Annotated in this window: 19 protein-coding genes; 17 read left to right on the forward strand and 2 right to left on the reverse strand. The window is 64.3% G+C overall.

The genetic code is table 11. From position 1 onward, the window contains the following. Window positions 1-307 precede the first annotated feature (307 nt). From atpB to HMPREF0298_RS08780, 13 genes are all read left to right on the forward strand, one after another. Window positions 308-1,114: a F0F1 ATP synthase subunit A gene (gene atpB / locus HMPREF0298_RS08720; RefSeq protein ID WP_006840801.1), complete on the forward strand. Its 807-nt coding sequence runs from the start codon at window positions 308-310 to the stop codon at window positions 1,112-1,114. Between the two features lie 110 nt (window positions 1,115-1,224). Beyond that, on the forward strand, window positions 1,225-1,446 hold the full coding sequence (locus HMPREF0298_RS08725; protein WP_006840802.1) for an ATP synthase F0 subunit C: 222 nt from the start codon (window positions 1,225-1,227) through the stop codon (window positions 1,444-1,446). 48 nt (window positions 1,447-1,494) lie between these two features. Further along, window positions 1,495-2,061, forward strand: coding sequence for a F0F1 ATP synthase subunit B (locus HMPREF0298_RS08730; RefSeq protein WP_006840803.1), 567 nt, complete (start codon window positions 1,495-1,497; stop codon window positions 2,059-2,061). A 5-nt stretch (window positions 2,062-2,066) separates the two neighbouring features. Then, window positions 2,067-2,900: a F0F1 ATP synthase subunit delta gene (locus HMPREF0298_RS08735; RefSeq protein WP_006840804.1), complete on the forward strand. Its 834-nt coding sequence runs from the start codon at window positions 2,067-2,069 to the stop codon at window positions 2,898-2,900. A gap of 9 nt (window positions 2,901-2,909) precedes the next feature. Then, a complete protein-coding gene (gene atpA, locus HMPREF0298_RS08740; RefSeq protein ID WP_006840805.1) occupies window positions 2,910-4,577 on the forward strand; it encodes a F0F1 ATP synthase subunit alpha in 1,668 nt (555 codons plus the stop codon). A gap of 48 nt (window positions 4,578-4,625) precedes the next feature. Beyond that, window positions 4,626-5,600, forward strand: a complete 975-nt coding sequence (locus HMPREF0298_RS08745) for a F0F1 ATP synthase subunit gamma (protein ID WP_006840806.1) — start codon at window positions 4,626-4,628, stop codon at window positions 5,598-5,600. Window positions 5,601-5,603: 3 nt separating this feature from the next. Beyond that, window positions 5,604-7,112, forward strand: a complete 1,509-nt coding sequence (gene atpD / locus HMPREF0298_RS08750; protein ID WP_006840807.1) for a F0F1 ATP synthase subunit beta — start codon at window positions 5,604-5,606, stop codon at window positions 7,110-7,112. A 10-nt stretch (window positions 7,113-7,122) separates the two neighbouring features. Continuing rightward, complete coding sequence (locus HMPREF0298_RS08755) at window positions 7,123-7,494, forward strand: F0F1 ATP synthase subunit epsilon (RefSeq protein WP_006840808.1); 372 nt, start codon at window positions 7,123-7,125, stop codon at window positions 7,492-7,494. A 176-nt stretch (window positions 7,495-7,670) separates the two neighbouring features. Continuing rightward, on the forward strand, window positions 7,671-8,138 hold the full coding sequence (locus HMPREF0298_RS08760; RefSeq protein WP_050758387.1) for a DUF2550 domain-containing protein: 468 nt from the start codon (window positions 7,671-7,673) through the stop codon (window positions 8,136-8,138). Between the two features lie 38 nt (window positions 8,139-8,176). Then, the gene (gene nucS, locus HMPREF0298_RS08765; RefSeq protein ID WP_006840810.1) at window positions 8,177-8,869 is read left to right on the forward strand and encodes an endonuclease NucS; all 693 of its coding nucleotides are present in this window, start codon (window positions 8,177-8,179) and stop codon (window positions 8,867-8,869) included. A gap of 18 nt (window positions 8,870-8,887) precedes the next feature. Then, complete coding sequence (locus tag HMPREF0298_RS08770) at window positions 8,888-9,175, forward strand: hypothetical protein (protein WP_006840811.1); 288 nt, start codon at window positions 8,888-8,890, stop codon at window positions 9,173-9,175. 10 nt (window positions 9,176-9,185) lie between these two features. After that, window positions 9,186-9,494, forward strand: a complete 309-nt coding sequence (locus HMPREF0298_RS08775; RefSeq protein WP_006840812.1) for a thiamine-binding protein — start codon at window positions 9,186-9,188, stop codon at window positions 9,492-9,494. Next, the gene (locus HMPREF0298_RS08780; RefSeq protein WP_006840813.1) at window positions 9,491-10,360 is read left to right on the forward strand and encodes a tetratricopeptide repeat protein; all 870 of its coding nucleotides are present in this window, start codon (window positions 9,491-9,493) and stop codon (window positions 10,358-10,360) included. Before HMPREF0298_RS08775 ends, HMPREF0298_RS08780 begins: the two co-directional genes overlap by 4 nt. A 1-nt stretch (window position 10,361) precedes the next feature. Here HMPREF0298_RS08780 and glgB read toward each other — a convergent pair whose 3' ends face one another. Then, window positions 10,362-12,557, reverse strand: coding sequence for a 1,4-alpha-glucan branching protein GlgB (gene glgB, locus HMPREF0298_RS08785; protein ID WP_006840814.1), 2,196 nt, complete (start codon window positions 12,555-12,557; stop codon window positions 10,362-10,364). Between the two features lie 73 nt (window positions 12,558-12,630). Beyond that, on the reverse strand, window positions 12,631-14,697 hold the full coding sequence (locus HMPREF0298_RS08790) for a maltotransferase domain-containing protein (RefSeq protein ID WP_006840815.1): 2,067 nt from the start codon (window positions 14,695-14,697) through the stop codon (window positions 12,631-12,633). Between the two features lie 531 nt (window positions 14,698-15,228). Here HMPREF0298_RS08790 and HMPREF0298_RS08795 point away from each other — a divergent pair. The 4 genes from HMPREF0298_RS08795 to HMPREF0298_RS08810 form a co-directional block, all read left to right on the forward strand. Then, window positions 15,229-16,080 carry an ABC transporter ATP-binding protein gene (locus HMPREF0298_RS08795; protein ID WP_006840817.1) on the forward strand — a complete coding sequence of 284 codons (852 nt, stop codon included), beginning with the start codon at window positions 15,229-15,231 and terminating at the stop codon, window positions 16,078-16,080. A 25-nt stretch (window positions 16,081-16,105) separates the two neighbouring features. Beyond that, window positions 16,106-16,906: an NUDIX hydrolase gene (locus HMPREF0298_RS08800; RefSeq protein ID WP_006840818.1), complete on the forward strand. Its 801-nt coding sequence runs from the start codon at window positions 16,106-16,108 to the stop codon at window positions 16,904-16,906. After that, window positions 16,896-18,050 (forward strand): THUMP-like domain-containing protein, encoded by a 1,155-nt coding sequence (locus HMPREF0298_RS08805; RefSeq protein ID WP_006840819.1) that lies wholly within the window; start codon window positions 16,896-16,898, stop codon window positions 18,048-18,050. The genes HMPREF0298_RS08800 and HMPREF0298_RS08805 overlap by 11 nt, the downstream gene beginning before the upstream one ends. 102 nt (window positions 18,051-18,152) lie before the next feature. Further along, the coding region (locus HMPREF0298_RS08810) for a cysteine desulfurase family protein (RefSeq protein ID WP_006840820.1) at window positions 18,153-18,841 on the forward strand (689 nt) is incomplete at its 3' end.

Consider the following 18,841-nt stretch of genomic DNA (forward strand, 5'->3'; position numbering starts at 1 on the left):
CGCTACGCTGCGTAAACGCCCCGCGCGCGCGGGTGCTGGGCACAGGTGTACCTTGCCGGGCAAACCCGCACCCCCGTTGACGGCCAAAAACTAGTTGACCTGTTAGGCTAACCGCTGGGTTTACTTGAGGTATCCGCGTGCGCACCTGTGCGTTGGCGGGGATTTAACTTCAAGGCTCCCCCTGTCCCGCGGTCGCTGATGTGCGACGGAGTCCGCCGCGGAGACAGTCTTCTTGAAGACGTCCATCGCACCGCATTTCAACCGTTATGCGGCCCGAGAACGGGAGAGAACGCTGAGCGTTACAACTTTGGCCGAGGGCTTTAAGGGGTCATTCCACGCGCCCTCACTTGGTCCAGAATTTTTCCCGGGGCAAACGTACGGCCACATCATTGGCGAAGACTTCGCCAATGGTTGGTTCGCACTGGATCGCATCATGATCGTCCGCCTCCTAGTGGCGGCAATCCTGGTGCTTCTCTTTGTTATTGCTTTCAGGAAGCCTCAGCTGGTTCCTAAAGGCTTGCAGAACGTCGCAGAGATGGGTGTGGACTTCGTCCGCATCAACATCGCTGAAGACACGCTAGGGAAGAAGGATGGCAAGCGGTTCCTTCCGGTGCTGGCAACCATCTTTTTCACGATCTTGTTCATGAACGCGGCAACGATCATCCCGGGGCTCAACATTTCGCCAAACGCGCGTATCGGCATGCCGATCGTCCTGGCGGTTGTGGCCTACATCGCAATGATCTACGCAGGCGTGCAGCGCTACGGCGCGAAGTACTTCAAGCACTCGCTCGTGATCCCTAACTTGCCTCCACTGCTCCACCTCCTGGTGGTGCCAATCGAGTTCTTCTCGACGTTCGTTCTGCGTCCGGTCACACTGGCACTTCGTCTCATGGCGAACTTCCTGGCAGGCCACATCATCCTCGTCCTTTTGTACTCGGCTACCAACTTCTTCTTCTGGCAGCTGAACGCATGGACGGCCGTGAGTGGTCTGACGCTAATCGCAGCCTTGCTGTTCACCCTGTACGAGTTGATTATCATCTTCCTGCAGGCGTACATCTTTGCTCTTTTGACCGCGGTGTACATCGAGCTGTCGCTGCACGCTGATTCGCACTAGCAAAGCACGAACCTACAGGCCAAACTGAATAACCCCACTCCACTGTCACTCGCTTGCACGCCTATTTTGAAAACCGGCGTGTACGCACCAAGAAAGGGAACGACTTTCACATGAACGAGACCACCACCACCTTCGACGGCCTTCAGTCCATCGGCTACGGTATCGCCACCATCGGCCCGGGCATCGGCATCGGCATGCTCGTCGGCAAGACCGTCGAGGGCATGGCTCGCCAGCCCGAGATGGCCGGCCAGCTGCGTACCACCATGTTCCTCGGCATCGCCTTCGTCGAGGCCCTCGCCCTCATCGGCCTCGTCGCCGGCTTCCTGTTCTAGAAGAACGCGTATTCACATCCCGTACACCTTTTAGATCAGGAGCAACCTATGACAAACGTCACCATCTATAACGTGGCTGCAGAAGGTGCTCTTCCGCTCGAGTCCGAGCCGTCCATCCTTCTGCCTCCCATGTACGACGTGGTTTGGTCGTTGGTCGTCTTCGTCGTTGTCTTCCTCGTCTTCTGGAAGTTTGTTCTTCCGAAGTTCCAGGAAGTCCTGGCGGAGCGTGAAGATCGAATCAAGGGCGGCATCGAGCGTGCTCAGGTCGCCCAGGCTGAAGCCAAGGCTGCCCTGGAGAAGAACAACGCAGAGCTCGCCGAGGCACGCGCCGAGGCCGCTGAGATCCGCGAAGCTGCCCGCGCAAAGGGCAAGGAGATTGAGGCGGAGGCTCGCGCCAACGCCGAAGCTGAATCCCGCCGCATTGTTGAGGCGGGGGAGAAGCAGCTGCAAGCTTCCCGTGAGCAGGTCATCTCCGAGTTGCGGAACGAAATGGGCCAGAACTCCATCACTCTCGCCGAGCGTTTGCTGGGCACCGAGCTGTCGGAGTCGACCCGCCGTTCCTCCACGATCGACGATTTCCTGTCCCAGCTCGACAACGTTTCCACGAGGAAGTAGGCGAGATGAAGGCAGCTAGTCGCGAAGCACAAGAGCAGGTACAGGGTCAGCTCGAAGAGTTGATCCGCAACTCCGACGACTCCGTCGCCGCCGCCGCTCAGATCGGCACCGAGCTGTTTCTCGTGGTAGATCAGCTCGACCGCGAGCGCGCGCTGCGTGTCGCTGTTGCGGATCAGTCCCTCGACGCATCCCAGCGCGAAGGCATCATGAACGACGTGTTTGGAACCAAGGTTGCCGAGCCGACGAAGCAGGTGCTGGCCACAGCGGCCAAGAGCGAATGGTCCAACCCGCGCGAACTGCGCGAAGGGCTGGTCAATCTTGGGCGCCGCGCGCTGCTGATGGGTGCTAAGGAGCAGGGCCAGCTCGAACAGGTTGAAAACGAGCTGTTCGGTCTGTCCGTGCTTTTGGAAAACGAAAAGCAGCTGACCCAGTTGCTGTCTGACCGCACCGCAACCGCGGACAAGAAGCGCGGGCTGCTGGCTAGCGTGATTTACGGCAAGGTGACAATGTTCACCGAAGCCCTGGCCTTGCAGGTCATCGGGCGACCCAAGAGCAACCCGATTGACGATCTCGCAGGTGTGGCCACGCACGTGGCTCAGCTGCGCGGCAAGACGGCGGCTCGGGTCACTTCGGCTGAGGAGCTTTCTGACTCCCAGCGCGAGACACTCGCTGGCAAGCTTGAGCAGATTTATGGCCGTGAGATTGCCATCCACTCTGAGGTTGATCCCAGCCTCCTCGGCGGAATGGTGATCCGAGTCGGCGACGAGGTCATTGACGGCTCCACGCGCGGCAAGATCGCGCGTATGCGGGCAGATCTCGCCGCCACGACGGCTTACTAGAAAATACACATGCTGGAACAATCTACCGAGAGCAGGAAGAACATGGCGGAGCTGACGATCTCCTCCGATGAGATCCGTAGCGCGATAGCGAACTACACCTCGAGCTACTCTGCGGAGGCCTCCCGTGAGGAGGTCGGCGTAGTTACTTCGGCGGCAGACGGTATTGCCCAGGTTTCTGGGCTGCCGGGTTGCATGACGAATGAGCTGCTCGAGTTCCCAGGCGGAGTCATCGGTGTGGCACAGAACCTCGAGACCGACTCCATTGGTGTCGTGGTCTTGGGTAACTTTGAGACGCTTACCGAAGGTGACGAAGTGAAAAGGACCGGAGAGGTCCTGTCCATCCCGGTCGGGGAAGATTTCCTTGGCCGCGTAATCAACCCGTTGGGCCAGCCGATCGACGGCCTCGGCCCGATCGAGGCCTCCGAGGAGCGCGCACTCGAGCTCCAGGCCGCAGGCGTGCTCGACCGCCAGCCGGTCGAGGAGCCGATGGCCACCGGCATGAAGGCCATCGACGCGATGACCCCGATCGGCCGCGGTCAGCGCCAGCTCATCATTGGCGACCGCAAGACCGGCAAGACCGCGGTCTGCATTGACACCATCTTGAACCAGAAGGCTTTCTGGGAGAGTGGTGACCCGTCGAAGCAGGTGCGCTGCATCTACGTCGCGATCGGCCAGAAGGGCTCGACCATCGCCGGCGTGCGCCGCACCCTCGAAGAGCACGGCGCGCTGGAGTACACCACGATCGTCGCCGCACCGGCGTCCGATTCCGCTGGCTTCAAGTGGCTGGCACCGTTCTCCGCCGCTGCGCTGGGTCAGCACTGGATGTACCAGGGCAAGCACGTCCTGGTGATCTACGATGACTTGACGAAGCAGGCCGAGGCGTACCGCGCGATTTCGCTTCTGCTGCGCCGCCCGCCGGGCCGCGAGGCATACCCGGGCGACGTGTTCTACCTGCACTCCCGCCTGCTGGAGCGCGCCGCGAAGCTTAACGACGAGCTCGGTGCCGGTTCTCTGACCGCTCTGCCGATCATTGAGACGAAGGCGAACGACGTCTCCGCGTTCATCCCGACCAACGTGATCTCGATTACCGACGGCCAGGTCTTCCTCCAGTCCGACCTGTTCAACCAGGGTGTTCGCCCCGCTATCGACGTCGGCATTTCCGTGTCCCGCGTCGGTGGTGCCGCGCAGACCAAGGGCATGAAGAAGGTCGCCGGCTCGCTGCGTCTGGACCTCGCCGCATACCGCGACCTCGAGGCCTTCGCCGCCTTCGCCTCCGATCTGGATTCCGCCTCCAAGCGTCAGCTTGAGCGCGGTCAGCGGCTGGTCGAGCTGCTGAAGCAGCAGGAGAACGCTCCGCAGTCCGTGGAGTTCCAGATCATTTCGATCTGGCTCGCCAACGAGGGCGTCTTCGATGTCGTTCCCGTCGCTGACGTCCGCCGTTACGAGGCTGAGCTCCACGAGCACATTCGCGCAACCGCTCCGGAGGTCTACGAGCAGATCGCCGGTGGTGCAGCCCTCGATGACACCTCGAAGGAGACCCTCCTGCGCGCCAACGAGGACTTCGCCCGTGGCTTCCAGACCTCCGATGGCGAACGCGTCGTGCGCGAGCCGGAGGCGGAGCCGCTTGAAGCCGGTGAGGTTAAGAAGCACCAGCTCAACGTCAACCGCTCCAAGTAGTCAACCACTTGGATCACTTCTACTTACAGGAAGGGAGGAGTAAACACCATGGCAACACTTCGCGAATTGCGTGACCGCATTCGGTCCGTCAACTCAACGAAGAAGATCACCAAGGCCCAGGAACTGATCGCAACGTCGCAGATCACCAAGGCCCAGCAGCGCGTCGAAGCGGCCAAGCCGTACGCCGACGAGTTGCAACAGGTCATGGAGCGCCTCGCAGCCGCGAGCTCCCTCGACCACCCCATGCTCCATGAGCGTGAGAACGGTCGAGTCGCGGCGATCCTCGTGGTCACCTCCGACCGCGGAATGGCTGGCGGTTACAACCACAACGTGCTGAAGAAGGCGACCGAGCTCGAGCGCATGCTCGAGGATGCAGGCTACGAGGTCGTCCGTTTCGTTACCGGCGGCAAGGGCGTCACTCACTACAAGTTCCGTGACCAGGACATCGCTGGCGCCTGGACCGGTTGGTCCCAGCAGCCGTCGTGGGAGGCGACGCAGGATGTGCGCAGCCACCTCATCGACGGGTTCCTCGCCGGTTCCGAGGGCACGGTTGAATGGCGCGAGGGCGTCAACGCGGCGGAAGGCGAGCGGGTTCGCGGTTTCGACCAGGTCCATGTCGTCTACACCGAGTTCGTCTCCATGCTCAGCCAGGAGGCGCGCGTGCACCAGATTCTGCCGATCGAGCCCGTGCTGGAAGAGTTCAAGTACGAGCAGGACGGCATGCTGTCGAGCTCCGGCGAAGTCGGGCCCGACATGGAGTTCGAGCCCGATCCGGACACGTTGATGGACAAGCTGCTTCCGGCATACGTGTCGCGGACGCTCTACTCTATGTTCTTGGAGGCGTCCGCTTCGGAGTCTGCTTCTCGCCGCACGGCGATGAAGAACGCAACCGACAACGCAACGGAACTGGCCAACAACCTGTCCCGTGAGGCTAACCAAGCCCGTCAGGCACAAATCACCCAGGAAATCACCGAGATTATCGGCGGCGCGGGTGCGCTGGCCGATAGTGGAGAAAGTGACTAAATAATGACAACTGCTCTGTCCCAAGACGGACGCGATGAGCCGACGGGCGAGGCCGAGAACCAGGCTGTAGCCCGCGAGGCCGCTAGTGCGCAGAACCCTGCGGGTTCTGACAACGGCCGCATCGTTCGCGTCATCGGCGCGGTCGTCGACGTGGAGTTCCCGCGCGGCGAGCTGCCCGAGCTGTACAACGCACTGCACACCGAGATTGAATTCGGTGAGCTGTCCCGCACCTTAACCCTCGAGGTCGCCCAGTTCTTGGGTGACAACCTCGTGCGCGCCATCGCCATGGCTCCGACGGACGGCCTCGTCCGCGGTGCACAGGTGAAGGACTCCGGCAACCCGATCTCCGTGCCCGTGGGAGACCAGGTGAAGGGCCACGTGTTCAATGCCCTCGGCGAGTGCCTCGACGACCCGTCCGTGGGCGTCGATGGCGAGCGCTGGGGAATCCACCGCGACCCGCCCGCCTTCAAGGACCTCGAGGGCAAGACCGAGATCCTGGAGACCGGCATTAAGGTCATCGACCTGCTGACCCCGTACGTCAAGGGCGGCAAGATCGGCCTCTTCGGCGGCGCCGGCGTGGGCAAGACGGTTCTCATCCAGGAGATGATTACCCGTATCGCCCGCGAGTTCTCCGGTACGTCGGTCTTCGCCGGCGTCGGTGAGCGCACCCGTGAGGGCACCGACCTCTTCCTCGAGATGGAGGACATGGGCGTTCTTCCCGATACCGCCCTTGTCTTCGGCCAGATGGACGAGCCGCCCGGGGTTCGTATGCGCGTGGCGCTGTCCGGCCTGACCATGGCGGAGTACTTCCGCGATGTGCAGAACCAGGACGTGTTGCTGTTCATCGACAACATCTTCCGCTTCACCCAGGCTGGCTCCGAGGTGTCGACCCTGCTGGGCCGCATGCCTTCCGCCGTGGGCTACCAGCCCACCCTGGCTGACGAGATGGGTGTGCTCCAGGAGCGCATTACCTCGACCAAGGGCCGTTCGATCACCTCGCTGCAGGCCGTCTACGTGCCTGCCGACGACTACACCGACCCGGCCCCGGCGACTACCTTCGCCCACCTGGATGCAACGACCGAGCTGTCGCGCTCCATCGCCTCTAAGGGTATCTACCCCGCGGTGGATCCGCTGACGTCGACCTCGCGCATCCTTGAGCCGGGCATCGTCGGCGAGCGCCACTACGCTGTCGCCCAGAAGGTGATCGGCATCCTGCAGAAGAACAAGGAGCTGCAGGACATCATCGCCATCCTCGGCATGGACGAGCTTTCCGAAGAGGACAAGCTCACCGTCATGCGTGCACGTAAGATCCAGCGCTTCCTCGGTCAGAACTTCTTCGTCGCGAAGAAGTTCACCGGCGACGAGGGCTCCTACGTGCCGCTCGAGGAGACCATCGAGGCGTTTGACCGTCTCGCCGAGGGTGAGTTCGACGCTTACCCGGAGCAGGCGTTCTCGAACCTGGGTGGACTGGACGACGTCGAGGCTGCTTACAAGAAGCTGCAGGAGAAGTAGGAGGGCCGCCATGGCAGACATCACCGTGCAACTGGTCTCGGTTGACCGCATGATCTGGACTGGTGAGGCCAGCATCGTCACCGCGCAGACCACCGAGGGTGAGATCGGCATTCTGCCGGGCCACGAACCGATCCTCGGCCAGCTCAAGGACAATGGTGTTGTGACGATCAACCCGCTCGATGGCGAGCGTATCGTCGCTGCCGTCCAGGGAGGCTTCCTCTCTGTGGTGGGTAACAAGGTCACCATCTTGGCTGACTGGGCAACTCTCGCGAGCGAGGTAGATTCCTCCGAAGCCGAGTCGAACGCGAGCCAGGACGACGACGAGCTGAGCAAGTGGCGCGGCCAGGCAGAGCTTGCCGCCGTGCGACGCGCAGGCCGTTAACTGTTCGTGCTTCGCCACGGCGAAGTCCGAAGGCAGCAGCTCCGTTACACGCGGGGTTGCTGCCTTTTTCATGTCAACGGCGTACACCTTTCGTACAATTTCGCTCCATCCGTTTTGCGGATACAATGTCCAAAAATGGCTTTGAGTGCCTCGTCTTCACAGCTAGGAGCGGTTTTATGGATCTAATCGGCGGCGTCGTTGCGGCAGCGGGGTTGGTCGTGCTGCTGGTGGCGCTGTGGCGGTTCGTTTCCTTGCGCAACATCGGCTCCCAGGGGTTGCTGCGCAACCTGCCGGCGGATGGGGTCCACGGTTGGCGACATGGAGTATTTCGCTACAGCGATGAGTGTCTGCGGTTTTACAAGCTTCGCTCCCTGACGTTTAGCAGCGATGTCGCTTTGGATCGACGAATGACAGAGGTAGACGGTTTCCGAGAGCTGTCCGAGCTGGAACGCGAGATCATGCCCGATATCGATCGGGTACTGGTCCTTTCCACTCCGGGCGGCTCTTTTGAGTTTGCGAGCGATCGCAGGGCGAGGATGGCGCTGGTGTCGTGGTTGGAGTCCGCCCCTCACGTGCGCCAGATACGCCGCGCGCTGAAGACTCCCGCCGGGCGCCCGAGCGGCGGGCGCACGTTCAGGTCCTGACCGCGTTCCACCGCGCCAGCGCTTGTACTGTAGATGCCATGCGTCTCGTCATTGCTCAATGTTCCGTGGACTATGTTGGCCGCCTGGACGCCCATTTGCCGTCCGCGAAGCGCCTCATCATGGTCAAGGCGGACGGATCCGTCTCCGTCCACGCCGACGACCGCGCCTACAAGCCGCTGAACTGGATGACCCCGCCGTGCACTCTGACAGAGGAGCCGGTGATCGATATAGACGGCGAGGACACCGGCGAGCTGCTGTGGATCGTCGACAACGGCAAGGGCGAACAGCTTCGCATCAGCATTGAGGAGGTGCTCAGCGAAACGGTCGTGGAGCTCGGCCAGGACCCCGGGCTGGTCAAGGACGGGGTGGAATCCCACCTCCAGGAACTGCTCGCCGAGCACATTGACACCCTCGGCGCTAATTACCAGCTGATCCGACGCGAGTTTCCCACGGCCATTGGGCCGGTGGATATCCTCGCGCGCGATCCCAACGGGCACACCGTGGCCGTCGAAGTCAAGCGCCGCGGCGGGATCGACGGGGTTGAGCAGCTCACCCGGTACGTGGAGCTGCTCAACCGCGACGAGCTGCTCGCGCCGGTGCGTGGGGTGTTCGCGGCCCAGGAGATCAAGCCGCAGGCGCGCACGTTGGCGCAGGACCGCGGTTTTCGCTGCCTGGTGCTCGATTACGACGAACTGCGTGGCATCGAGTCCACCGAGCTGCGTTTGTTCTAGGAGGCGGGAGAAGTTTTCATGCCACGGCGAAACCGGCGCCAGAACACCACTCCCGCCTACGTCTTGCCGCGCCACGGGTCCACGTTCATTGGGACGCAGCACGTCGAGGGGCCGCGCTGGAGCAACGGCGAGATCTATTGCGTGCGCCAGATCGGGTCACAGGCCGCGACGAAGTTTTACGTGTGCCCAGGCTGCAATCAGAACATCCCGCCGGGGGTCGCGCACGTGGTGGCGTGGCCGCGGGATACCGGCCGCGGCGCCGACGAGAGGCGTCACTGGCACAGGCATTGCTGGGATCGTCGCTAAGCTGGGCGGCATGATTGCTGCTTTCTCGGTCGCACCGACGACCACCGATAACCCCTCCGCGGAGATGGCTGGCGCCGTGGCCCGCGCCGTGCGCGTCGTGCGGGAGTCCGGGCTCCCGCACGAGACGACGGCGATGTTTACCACCATCGAAGGGGAGTGGGATGAGGTTATGGACGTGATCAAACGCGCAACGCAGGCGGTCGAGGCCGTCGCCCCGCGCGTATCACTGGTGATCAAGGCGGATATCCGCCCGGGCCACGACAACATGCTGGTAACGAAGATGCAATCGCTGAACAAGCACTTGGAGGAGAACTCATGACCGGACCGCAGTACCAGGCTGGAGCCGTCGACCTAAGCGCGCTGGGTCAAAGCGCCGAAGCCGCATCAGGCGAAGGCAGAGGATTCGAGCCCGTGATCGATGCGACCGAGGCGAACATCGAGCAGGAGGTGCTGCGCGCGTCGGCGAAGATCCCGGTGATCGTGCATGTCGGCACGCAGCGCTCGCCCGATTCGGCCTCGCTGAAGGCCGCGTTCGAGGATCTCGCCCGCGGGCAGCGCGCGTTTCGCGTCGCGTACGTCGATGCCGACACGACCCCGGCCGTGGCTCAGATGTTCGGGGTTCGCGTGCTGCCCACGGTCATCGCGATCGCGGCTGGTCGGCCGGTGACGAGCTTCGAGGGCAACCAGCCGGTTGAGCAGCTCAAGCAGTGGGTTGAGGCGCTCGTGGCCAACGTCGGCAGCCAGCTCGAGGGTTTGAGGGATGAAGGCGGCGACCAGGACGAGCCGGCGCAGGACCCACGTCTCGACGCCGCGACTGAGGCGCTCAACCGCAACGACTTCGATGCCGCGACGCGGATATACGACGAGCTGCTTGCCGACGACCCCAAGAACGCCGACCTCAAGCAGGCGCGCGCCACGATCGGGGTGCTGCGTCGACTCGCGGCGCAAGGCGGCGACCCGGTGGCGGACGCCGACGCGGATGCGGGGGACGTCGACAAGCAGCTTGCGGCGGCCGATGCCGAGGTTGCCGAGGGCGCGCCCGAAAAGGCCTTTGCCCGGCTATTGCCGCTGGTCAAGGCCCACCCGGCGGCGAAGGATCGGTTGCTGGAGCTGTTCGGCCTGTTCGACGCGGGCGACCCGCGCGTGATCGAGGCGCGCACGAAGCTCGCCTCGGCGCTGTTCTGAGCTAGCGAGCCAGCTTGTAGAGCTGCACGCTCATCGCGGGCAGGTGCAGGGTGACCGACTGGGCGAAGTTGTCCCACTCGGTGGGTTCCGTCTTCACCGTCTCGATGAGCGGGTTGCCCGCACCACCGTAGATGGCGTCGTCGGTGTTGATCACCAGCTCCCAGTCGCCGGCCTCGGGCAGTCCCAGCCGGTAGTTGGAATGCGACGCACCCGAGAGGTTGACCACCGCCAACAAGGGCTGGCCGTCAGTGCCCCAACGCACGTAGGCGAGCACGTTGTGCTCGTGGTCGTCGCCCTTGACCCACTGGAAACCCAGGGGCGTGTTGTCCTGGCTGAACATCGCCGGGGTGTCGCGGTAGAAATGGTTGAGGTCGCGCACCAGGCGCTCGACGCCGCGGTGGTAGTCGTGGGGCCACTCGCCGCTGACGTTGTCCCAGTTGATCGAGTTCGCCTCGTCCCACTCTGTGGTCTGTCCCCAGTTGCAGCCCATGAACATCAGCTGCTTGCCGGGGTGGGAGTACATGTAGCCGAACATCGCGCGCAGCCCCGCGGCCTTGTTCCAATCGTCACCGGGCATGCGCGACCACAAAGAGCCCTTGCCGTGGACGACCTCGTCGTGGGAAAACGGCAGCACGTAGCGCTCCGAGAAGGCATAGACCAGGGAGAAGGTGATCTCGTTGTGGTGGTAGTAGCGGTGGATGGGATCCAGGGAGAAGTACTCCAGGGTGTCGTTCATCCAGCCCATGTTCCACTTCAGGGAGAACCCGAGCCCGTCAGCGGCGGTTTGGGCGGTCACGCTCGGCCACGCCGTGGACTCTTCGGCGATGGTGACCACGCCCGGGTGGGTGCGGTGGACGGTGGCGTTGGTCTCCTGCAAAAACTTCACCGCATCCCAGTTCTCGCGCCCGCCCTGGCTGTTGGGTAGCCATTCACCCTCGGTGCGGGAGTAGTCGAGGTAGAGCATGGAGGCCACAGCGTCGACGCGCAGCCCGTCGAGGTGGAACTCTTCGCACCAGTACAACGCGTTGGCGACGAGGAAGTTACGCACCTCGTTGCGGCCGAAGTTGAACACGTAGGTGCCCCAGTCCTTCTGCTCGCCGCGGCGCCAGTCCGGGTGCTCGTACAAGGCTGTGCCGTCGAAGCGGCCGAGCGCCCACGCGTCCTTGGGGAAGTGCGCGGGCACCCAGTCGACGAAGACCCCGATGTTGTTGGCGTGCAACTCGTCGACAAGCGCGCGGAACTCATCCGGCGTGCCCCAGCGCGCGGTGGGCGCGTAGTAGCCGGTGACCTGGTAGCCCCAGGAGCCTCCGAAAGGGTGCTCCGCGACGGGGAGGAACTCGACGTGGGTGAACCCGTTTTCCACGAGGTAGGGGACGAGCTCTTCGCGCATTGTGTTGTAGTTTGCGCCCTGCTTCCAGGAGCCGATGTGGCACTCGTAGACGCTCATCGGCGCGTTGGTGGCGTCGATGCCCACGCGGCGCTGCATCCAGTCGCCGTCTTTCCACTCGTAGGTGCTCTCCGCAGCAACGACGGAGACGGTTTCCGGCGGTGCGAGCGTTTGGCGCGCCATCGGGTCGGCCTTGTCCACGCGCACGCCGTCGACGGTCTGCACGGCGAACTTGTACTGCGCGCCGGCCTCGATGCCGGGGATAAAGATTTCCCACACACCGGTGGAGCCGAGGCTGCGCATCGGGTACTGGTTGGGGTTCCAGCTGCAGAAGTCCCCGACGACGGCCACGCCCTGGGCGTTAGGTGCCCACACGGCAAACGAGGTGCCGCGCACCTCCCCGAGGCTGGTCTGGTAGGTGCGCAGGTTCGCGCCGAGGACTTCCCACAAGCGCTCGTGGCGGCCCTCGTTGATCAGGTGCAGGTCGAAGGAGCCCAGGGTGGGCAAGAAGTAGTATCCGTCGGCGATGATCACCTGGTTGCCAAACGGGTAGTGCACGCGCAGGCGGTAGTCGGGGGCGCGGTCGTCGTCAAGCCCGATGACCCAGATATCGTCGCCGATGGGCTCCATCTCGAGGTGCTCGTTGTGGATGAGCACCTCGACCTTCTCCGCCCCGAGCTGCCGGGTGCGGATGACCGAGCCTTCCGACGTCACGTGCCAGCCGTAAAAGTCGTGCGGGGCGTGGTGCTTGCACTCAAGCAGGCGCGCGCGGTCCGCGTCGGGGATCAGAAGCTGGGGGTTGCTCGCCATAGTCGTCCTTGCGTGGTGGGAAATAATCGTTATGCGTTGTCCGACGCTACCGAATTTCGACCTCGGTAGCGGGTTACGGCCGGTAATCGTGGTCGGAGATGCTGCGGAACGCGAGCTGCTCGCGTTTCGACGCCTCAACGTCCGGTAGCCGGAAAATATGGGCCACGTTGGCCTGCGGGGTCAGCCGCACAAAGTTGTCGGTGCTCCACGTGTAGCGCTCTCCGCTGACGAGGTCGTCAACCTCGAAGCTCTCGCCGGGCGCAAGGCCGATGGCCTCGGCATCGATGTGGACCATGCCTTCCTGGGTGGCGAAGGGATCGAGGTTGACCACGACCAGAATCGCGTTTCCGCTGATCGCGTCGACCTTGGAATACGCCATGATCTGGTCGTTGTAGGCCTTGTGGAAGTGCAGCTGCCGCAGCTGCTGCAGCGCCGGGTTGTCGCGGCGCAGGCGGTTGAGCAGCGTCAGGTACGGCTCGAGCGACTCGCCGCGGGCGAGCGCGGCCGCGAAATCGCGCGGGCGCAGCTCGTACTTCTCCGAGTTGAGGTACTCCTCGGAACCGGCGGTGACGGGCTCGTGCTCGTAGAGCTCGAAGCCGGAGTACACGCCCCACAGCGGGCTCAGCGTCGCCGCCAGCGTGGCGCGGATCGCAAAGGCTGCCTGCCCACCGGTTTGCAGGGACTCGTGCAGGATGTCGGGGGTGTTGACGAACAGATTGGGGCGCGAGACGTCGGCGACGTCGATAAGCATCTGCGCGAAATCCTCGAGCTCCGCCTTCGAGGTCTTCCACGTGAAGTGGGTGTACGACTGAGAAAAACCGATCTTCGACAGGCCGAACATGCGCGGCGGGCGGGTAAACGCTTCAGCGAGGAAGATGACCTCGGGATGGGTTTCGCGCACTTCGGCGATGAGCCAGTGCCAGAAGTTCACCGGCTTGGTGTGCGGGTTATCCACGCGGAACGTGGTCACCCCGAGCTCCACCCAGTACATGATGACGCGGTAAATCTCCGCGTAGACGCCCTCCGGGTCGTTGTCGAAGTTGATCGGGTAGATGTCCTGGTATTTCTTCGGCGGGTTCTCGGCGTAGGCGATGGTGCCGTCGGCAAGCACCGTGAAAAACTCGGGGTGCTCGCTGGCCCAGGGGTGGTCGGGCGCGGCCTGCAGCGCAAAGTCGAGGGCGACCTCGAGGCCCAGCTCGCGGGCGTGATCCAACATGGCGAGGAACTCGGATTCGCCACCGAGCTCCGGGTGGAACGCGTCGTGGCCGCCGTCGGCGGAACCGACCGCCCACGGCGAGCCCACGTCACTTTCCTCAGGCGTCAGAGTGTTGTTGCGGCCTTTGCGGTTGACCTCGCCGATCGGGTGGATCGGGGGAAAGTAGACGGTGTCAAAACCCATCGCCGCCACGCGATCGAGCGCAGCCGAGGTGGTTTCCCACGTGCCGTGCACGGGCTTGCCCTCGGCGTCGACACCGCCCGTGGAGCGGGGGAAGAGCTCGTACCAGGAATTGACCAGCGCGGCGCGGCGCTCCACGTGAACATCGCAGATCGGCCCGCGGGTGACCTGCTCGCGCAGCGGGAACTCGTCGAGAATCTCGCGGACCTCGGCGCTGAGTCCCTCCTCGATGCGGGTCGCCAGGGGAAGGGTGTCGTCGGCAAGCGTCGTCGCGACGGCCTCGAGAACCTCCCGGTCGCCGTCCGGGGATTGGGCTGCGGCGCGGGTGAACAGGTCAATGCCGTGGGCGATGTCGTTGGACAGCTCCGCGGTGGATTGCCCGGCGGCGAGCTTCTTGGACACGGCGTTGCGCCACGTCGACATCGGGTCGCTCCACGCGTCGACGCGGAAGCGCCACATACCCTGCACATCCGGCACGAACACGGCGTGGACGTAGTCGGGGCGGTAAACCTCCTGCTGCATGAGGATGGAATACTGCTTACCACTTGGCGACGTCAGCTCCAACGTGGCCGCGACCGCGTCGTGGCCCTCGCGCCACACCAGCGCCGAGACCGGGACAACCTCGCCAACCACCGCCTTCGACGGCAGGGTGCGCCCGGAGACCTGGGGGCGAACGTCGTCGATTCCGAAACGGCCGAAAGAAGTGATACTGCCAGTGTGGCCAGAGCGTCCGGTCATGGTCATGCGGTTTACCTACCTCGAGACTTTGTGTGTGGCAATGGCTTTCACTTTTCAACAGTAGCCACTGCCACGGTGACGTGCCGGGCGAGAACGCGGTGCCACTCGAGGACGGGTTTTACATTGTGAATGCAGGCGTTGGGGCCGGGGTGCAGGGGGCTGAGGGTGTATTCAATGCCGCCTGCAGGCAGGGTTGCCGCTGTGAGCGTCTGCCGCGGGTGTGGCCCCGGGTGGGATGTCTCGGTGGAGGTGGTTGTGTTGGGGGTGACCTGGGGTTTTGCGGTGCGTAGTTGGTTGACTGTGACATTTCACCGCCTGGGATGTCACGGTGGACCGGATCGTGCCGGACCCGACCTGGGGTTTTGCCCCACATAGCGGGTTGGCTGTGACATTTCGCCGCCTGAAATGTCGCGGTCAACCAGCGACGAGAAATCCTCCGCAGATAAACACGACAAAAACGCCAAACCCCAACCGCTGTGCCGGCCCACGGGAAAAGATCAATTCACTTGATAACGCGATGAGCCCTTTTAGTCCACAATGGAAAGCGTGACTGATCGTGCAATTGAACCGGAGACCGACCCCGACCTGCTCATCGACTTTCAGGGCGTGGAGTTCGCACGCGGCGGGGCCACGTTAGTAGGCCCCATCGACTGGCAGGTCGAGCTCGACGAGCGCTGGGTTGTCATCGGGCCCAACGGCGCGGGCAAGACTACATTGATCCGCATGGCGTCGGCCCAAGAATTCCCGTCAGCGGGTACGGCGTTTGTGGTCGGGGAGCAGCTCGGCCGCACCGACATGCGCGACCTGCGCGCCCAGATCGGCGTGACATCCTCGGCGGTGGCGCAGCGCGTTCCGGCGGAGGAGAAAGTCGGTGACCTCGTTGTTACCGCCGGCTACGCGATTTTGGGCCGGTGGCGCGAAGAGTACGACGAGATGGACTACGACCAGGCGCTCGAGGTACTCGAGCAGGTCGGCGCGATGCATTTGATCGACCGCACCTGGGGCACGCTATCCGACGGCGAGCGCAAGCGGGTGCTGATCGCGCGCGCGATCATGACGAACCCGGAGCTGCTGATCATGGACGAGCCGGCCGCCGGGATGGACCTTGGCGGGCGCGAGGACCTCGTCGCCTACCTCGGCGATCTCGCGATGGACCCCGACGCGCCGGCGATTGTGATGATTACCCACCACGTCGAGGAAATCCCGCCGGGCTTTACGCACGCCATGCTTCTCGACGAGGGGGAGGTCGTCGCGCAGGGCCTTATCGACGACGTGCTGACCTCCGAAAACGTCAGCCGGGCCTACCACCAGCCGATCGAGGTGACCTCGCGCGACGGTCGGTACACGGCGAGGCGCACCAGCCGCGGGGGAACGCATCGCGCCAAGTAGGATGCCGGGAAGGAGGTGATGTGCTGTGGTCAGAGTCAATGACGCGCGCCTCGCCAGCACGGTCATCCTGACACGTGACGGGGCTAGCGGCCTCGAGGTGTGGGTGTTCGAGCGCGTGATGTCCATGCCCAACTACCCGGGCATGACCGTGTTTCCCGGCGGTGGGGTGGACAGCCGCGACTTCCCGTCGCGAGCGGGGGCGGAAGACTTGTGGCAGGGCCGCTCCGCCGAGTCGCTGGGCCGTCAGCTGCAGGTCAGCGCTGAAACTGCGCACGCGCTGCTGTTTTCCGCCGTGCGGGAGTTGTTCGAGGAAACGGGCACGCTGTTGGCCGTCGACAAGCACGGTGCCTTGCCTGTCGACGCGCGCCCCTTCCACAGCCAGCGTCTGCGCCTGGAATCTCACGAGTTGTCGCTGACGGACGTTTTGCGCGACAACCAGTTTCGCGTTCCCGCAGACCTTGTCGCGCCGTACGCTCGCTGGGTCGGCCGTTCCGAGCGAGGTACGAAGTTCGACACGTTCACGTGGCTGGCTCAGTTGCCCGAGGGCCAGGAACCAGATGGCGCGACCGAGGAAGCCGACGATGCGAACTGGTTTCCGCCGGGCCTGCTTCTCGACGGCTGGCGCGCCGGGCTCGTGCGCTTCGCCCCGTCGACGTGGGCGCAGATCCTCGACATGTCCAACTTTGACACCTCCCAGTCCCTGTGGGAGGCGGCGAAAGGCGCGGACATGACGCCGATTACCGACGACGCGATCAGCAACCCTCGGTACGCGGAATTTTTCACACTGCGCCCGGAAGACCGCATCGGGAGACCCTTTGAGCTTTAACCTGTCCGAGGTGGCTTTTCTCGCCGCCCACGCAGACGAGATCGATGAGGCCGCCGCCGAGGTCGCACTGACCAAGGCGTCGGTGTTCGGGGACCGTGCCCTGCTCGCATCGCGCTTCGACGACAACGCCCGCGCTGTGATGGAGCTGATCGGCGCACGCCGGTCGGCCGCCGGCAAGCTACCTGCGGGCTGGTTGACGGACCTCGACGCGGCCCAGCAGGCAACACCGGCGCCGGTGGCGCACGTGCGCGCGCAACGCATCGCGGACAGCGGGGCGCGTGTGGTCCACGATGTGACGTGCTCCGTGGGCACCGAGGCGTCAGCCTTCGCAGGGATGGACTGGCTCGGTTCGGACATCGATCCCGTGCGCCTGGCGATGGCGCGCTATAACCTCGGTGCAGGTGCGTGGCTAGCGCGGGCGGACGCTCTGGCCCCCGTCGCCCGCGGCGCGGTCATCGTCGCCGACCCAGCCAGGCGCGCCGGGGGCCGCAGGATCACCGACCCCGCGCAGCTCGTGCCCCCGCTGCCGGAGTTGCTGGACGTCTACGAGGGGTGCGACATGGCGGTCAAGTGCGCGCCTGGTATCGACTACTCCGCCTGGGAGGGTCTGGTGAGCGTGGTTTCCGTCGACGGGGCCGTGAAAGAGGCGTGCCTGTACACGCCGGGGCTCGCGGGCGGGCACACGCGCGAGGCAGTTGTGTTGCGCGGCGATGGGTTCACTGAAACCGTGACGTCGGGTGAATCCGATGACGTGCCGGTGGGCGCGCCGGGAGCCTTCATCATCGAGCCGGACGGGGCAATCATCCGCGCCGGTCTGGTGCGGCACTGGGGTGCGCGCCACGGGTTGTGGATGCTCGATGAGCACATTGCGTTCCTGAGCGGGGATCGTATCCCCGCTGGATACAGCGGTTTCCGGGTGCTCGACGCGGTGCCGGTGCGCCAGCTTAAGGCCGCTCTGTCCGGCTACGGCGCCGGCGGGGTGGAAATCCTCGTGCGCGGGGTCGACGTCGACCCCGACCATTTGCGCGGCAGGCTCAAGCTCAAGGGCGGCCGGCAAATGGGGGTCGTGATTGCGCGCGTGGGCACAGGCGCGGTGGCGTACGTGTGCGAGGCACGTCAGTGGGGGCAGCGGCCTTCCGCCTAAACCCAGACGGGTCAACATGGGGGTGTTCCACCGAAACTCGGCCTATGTTGATGCGTCTGAGTTTCGGGTGAAGCGTTACCGGAGCGTCGATAAGCTAGGCCCATGGCTTACTTTGACCACGCCGCAACCACGCCGATGCGCCAGTGCGCCATTGATGCCTGGGTTGAATACTCCGCCCAGCTCAACCCTGGTGGGCAGTACCGTTCGGGGCGCGAGGCGTCCGCGGTGCTGGCGCAGGCGCGCGAGGACATCGCCGAAGCGCTCGGCGCCGACCCCGTCGAGGTGATCTTCACCGGCTCGGGCACCGAGGCCAACAACATTGCGGTGCGCGGGCTCTTTCGCGCCTGCGCCAACGAGCGCATCGTCGCCAGCCCGATCGAGCACCCGGCGGTGCTGGAGACGGTCAAGTCCCTCGCCGGGACTGAAGGTGCCAAGGTGGAGTGGCTGCCAGTGAATACGGCGGGCGTTGTCAATGGCCTCGAAGCCCTCGACGCCCCGGCGGCGGTGGCGGCGCTGATGTGGGCGAACAACGAAACGGGTGCGATCCAGCCGGTGGCGCAGGCCGCGGCGCGCGCGGCGTCCGCGGGCACGCCGCTGCACGTCGATGCGGTCCAGGTCGTGGGGAAGCAGCCTGTGGACTTCCATGAGCTCGGCATGACAACGCTCGCCGCCAGCGCCCACAAGTTCGGCGGGCCGCGGGGTATGGGCATTCTGCTGGCCCGCCGCTCGCCGGCGCCCGCTGCCATGCTCACCGGCGGCGGTCAGGAGCGGGGGCTGCGCCCTGGCACGGT

It is taken from the genome of Corynebacterium lipophiloflavum DSM 44291, assembly GCF_000159635.1.
Classification (GTDB): Bacteria; Actinomycetota; Actinomycetes; order Mycobacteriales; family Mycobacteriaceae; genus Corynebacterium; species Corynebacterium lipophiloflavum.

Coding starts and splice junctions, on each gene's coding strand:
- nucS (WP_006840810.1), top strand. CDS start 8,177: ATGCGTCTCGTCATTGCTCAATGTTCCGTGGACTATGTTGGCCGCCTG.
- HMPREF0298_RS08735 (WP_006840804.1), top strand. CDS start 2,067: ATGAAGGCAGCTAGTCGCGAAGCACAAGAGCAGGTACAGGGTCAGCTC.
- HMPREF0298_RS08775 (WP_006840812.1), top strand. CDS start 9,186: ATGATTGCTGCTTTCTCGGTCGCACCGACGACCACCGATAACCCCTCC.
- HMPREF0298_RS08795 (WP_006840817.1), top strand. CDS start 15,229: ATGGAAAGCGTGACTGATCGTGCAATTGAACCGGAGACCGACCCCGAC.
- atpA (WP_006840805.1), top strand. CDS start 2,910: ATGCTGGAACAATCTACCGAGAGCAGGAAGAACATGGCGGAGCTGACG.
- HMPREF0298_RS08725 (WP_006840802.1), top strand. CDS start 1,225: ATGAACGAGACCACCACCACCTTCGACGGCCTTCAGTCCATCGGCTAC.
- HMPREF0298_RS08730 (WP_006840803.1), top strand. CDS start 1,495: ATGACAAACGTCACCATCTATAACGTGGCTGCAGAAGGTGCTCTTCCG.
- glgB (WP_006840814.1), bottom strand. CDS start 12,557: ATGGCGAGCAACCCCCAGCTTCTGATCCCCGACGCGGACCGCGCGCGC.
- HMPREF0298_RS08790 (WP_006840815.1), bottom strand. CDS start 14,697: ATGACCATGACCGGACGCTCTGGCCACACTGGCAGTATCACTTCTTTC.
- HMPREF0298_RS08770 (WP_006840811.1), top strand. CDS start 8,888: ATGCCACGGCGAAACCGGCGCCAGAACACCACTCCCGCCTACGTCTTG.
- HMPREF0298_RS08745 (WP_006840806.1), top strand. CDS start 4,626: ATGGCAACACTTCGCGAATTGCGTGACCGCATTCGGTCCGTCAACTCA.
- atpD (WP_006840807.1), top strand. CDS start 5,604: ATGACAACTGCTCTGTCCCAAGACGGACGCGATGAGCCGACGGGCGAG.
- HMPREF0298_RS08780 (WP_006840813.1), top strand. CDS start 9,491: ATGACCGGACCGCAGTACCAGGCTGGAGCCGTCGACCTAAGCGCGCTG.
- HMPREF0298_RS08755 (WP_006840808.1), top strand. CDS start 7,123: ATGGCAGACATCACCGTGCAACTGGTCTCGGTTGACCGCATGATCTGG.
- HMPREF0298_RS08760 (WP_050758387.1), top strand. CDS start 7,671: ATGGATCTAATCGGCGGCGTCGTTGCGGCAGCGGGGTTGGTCGTGCTG.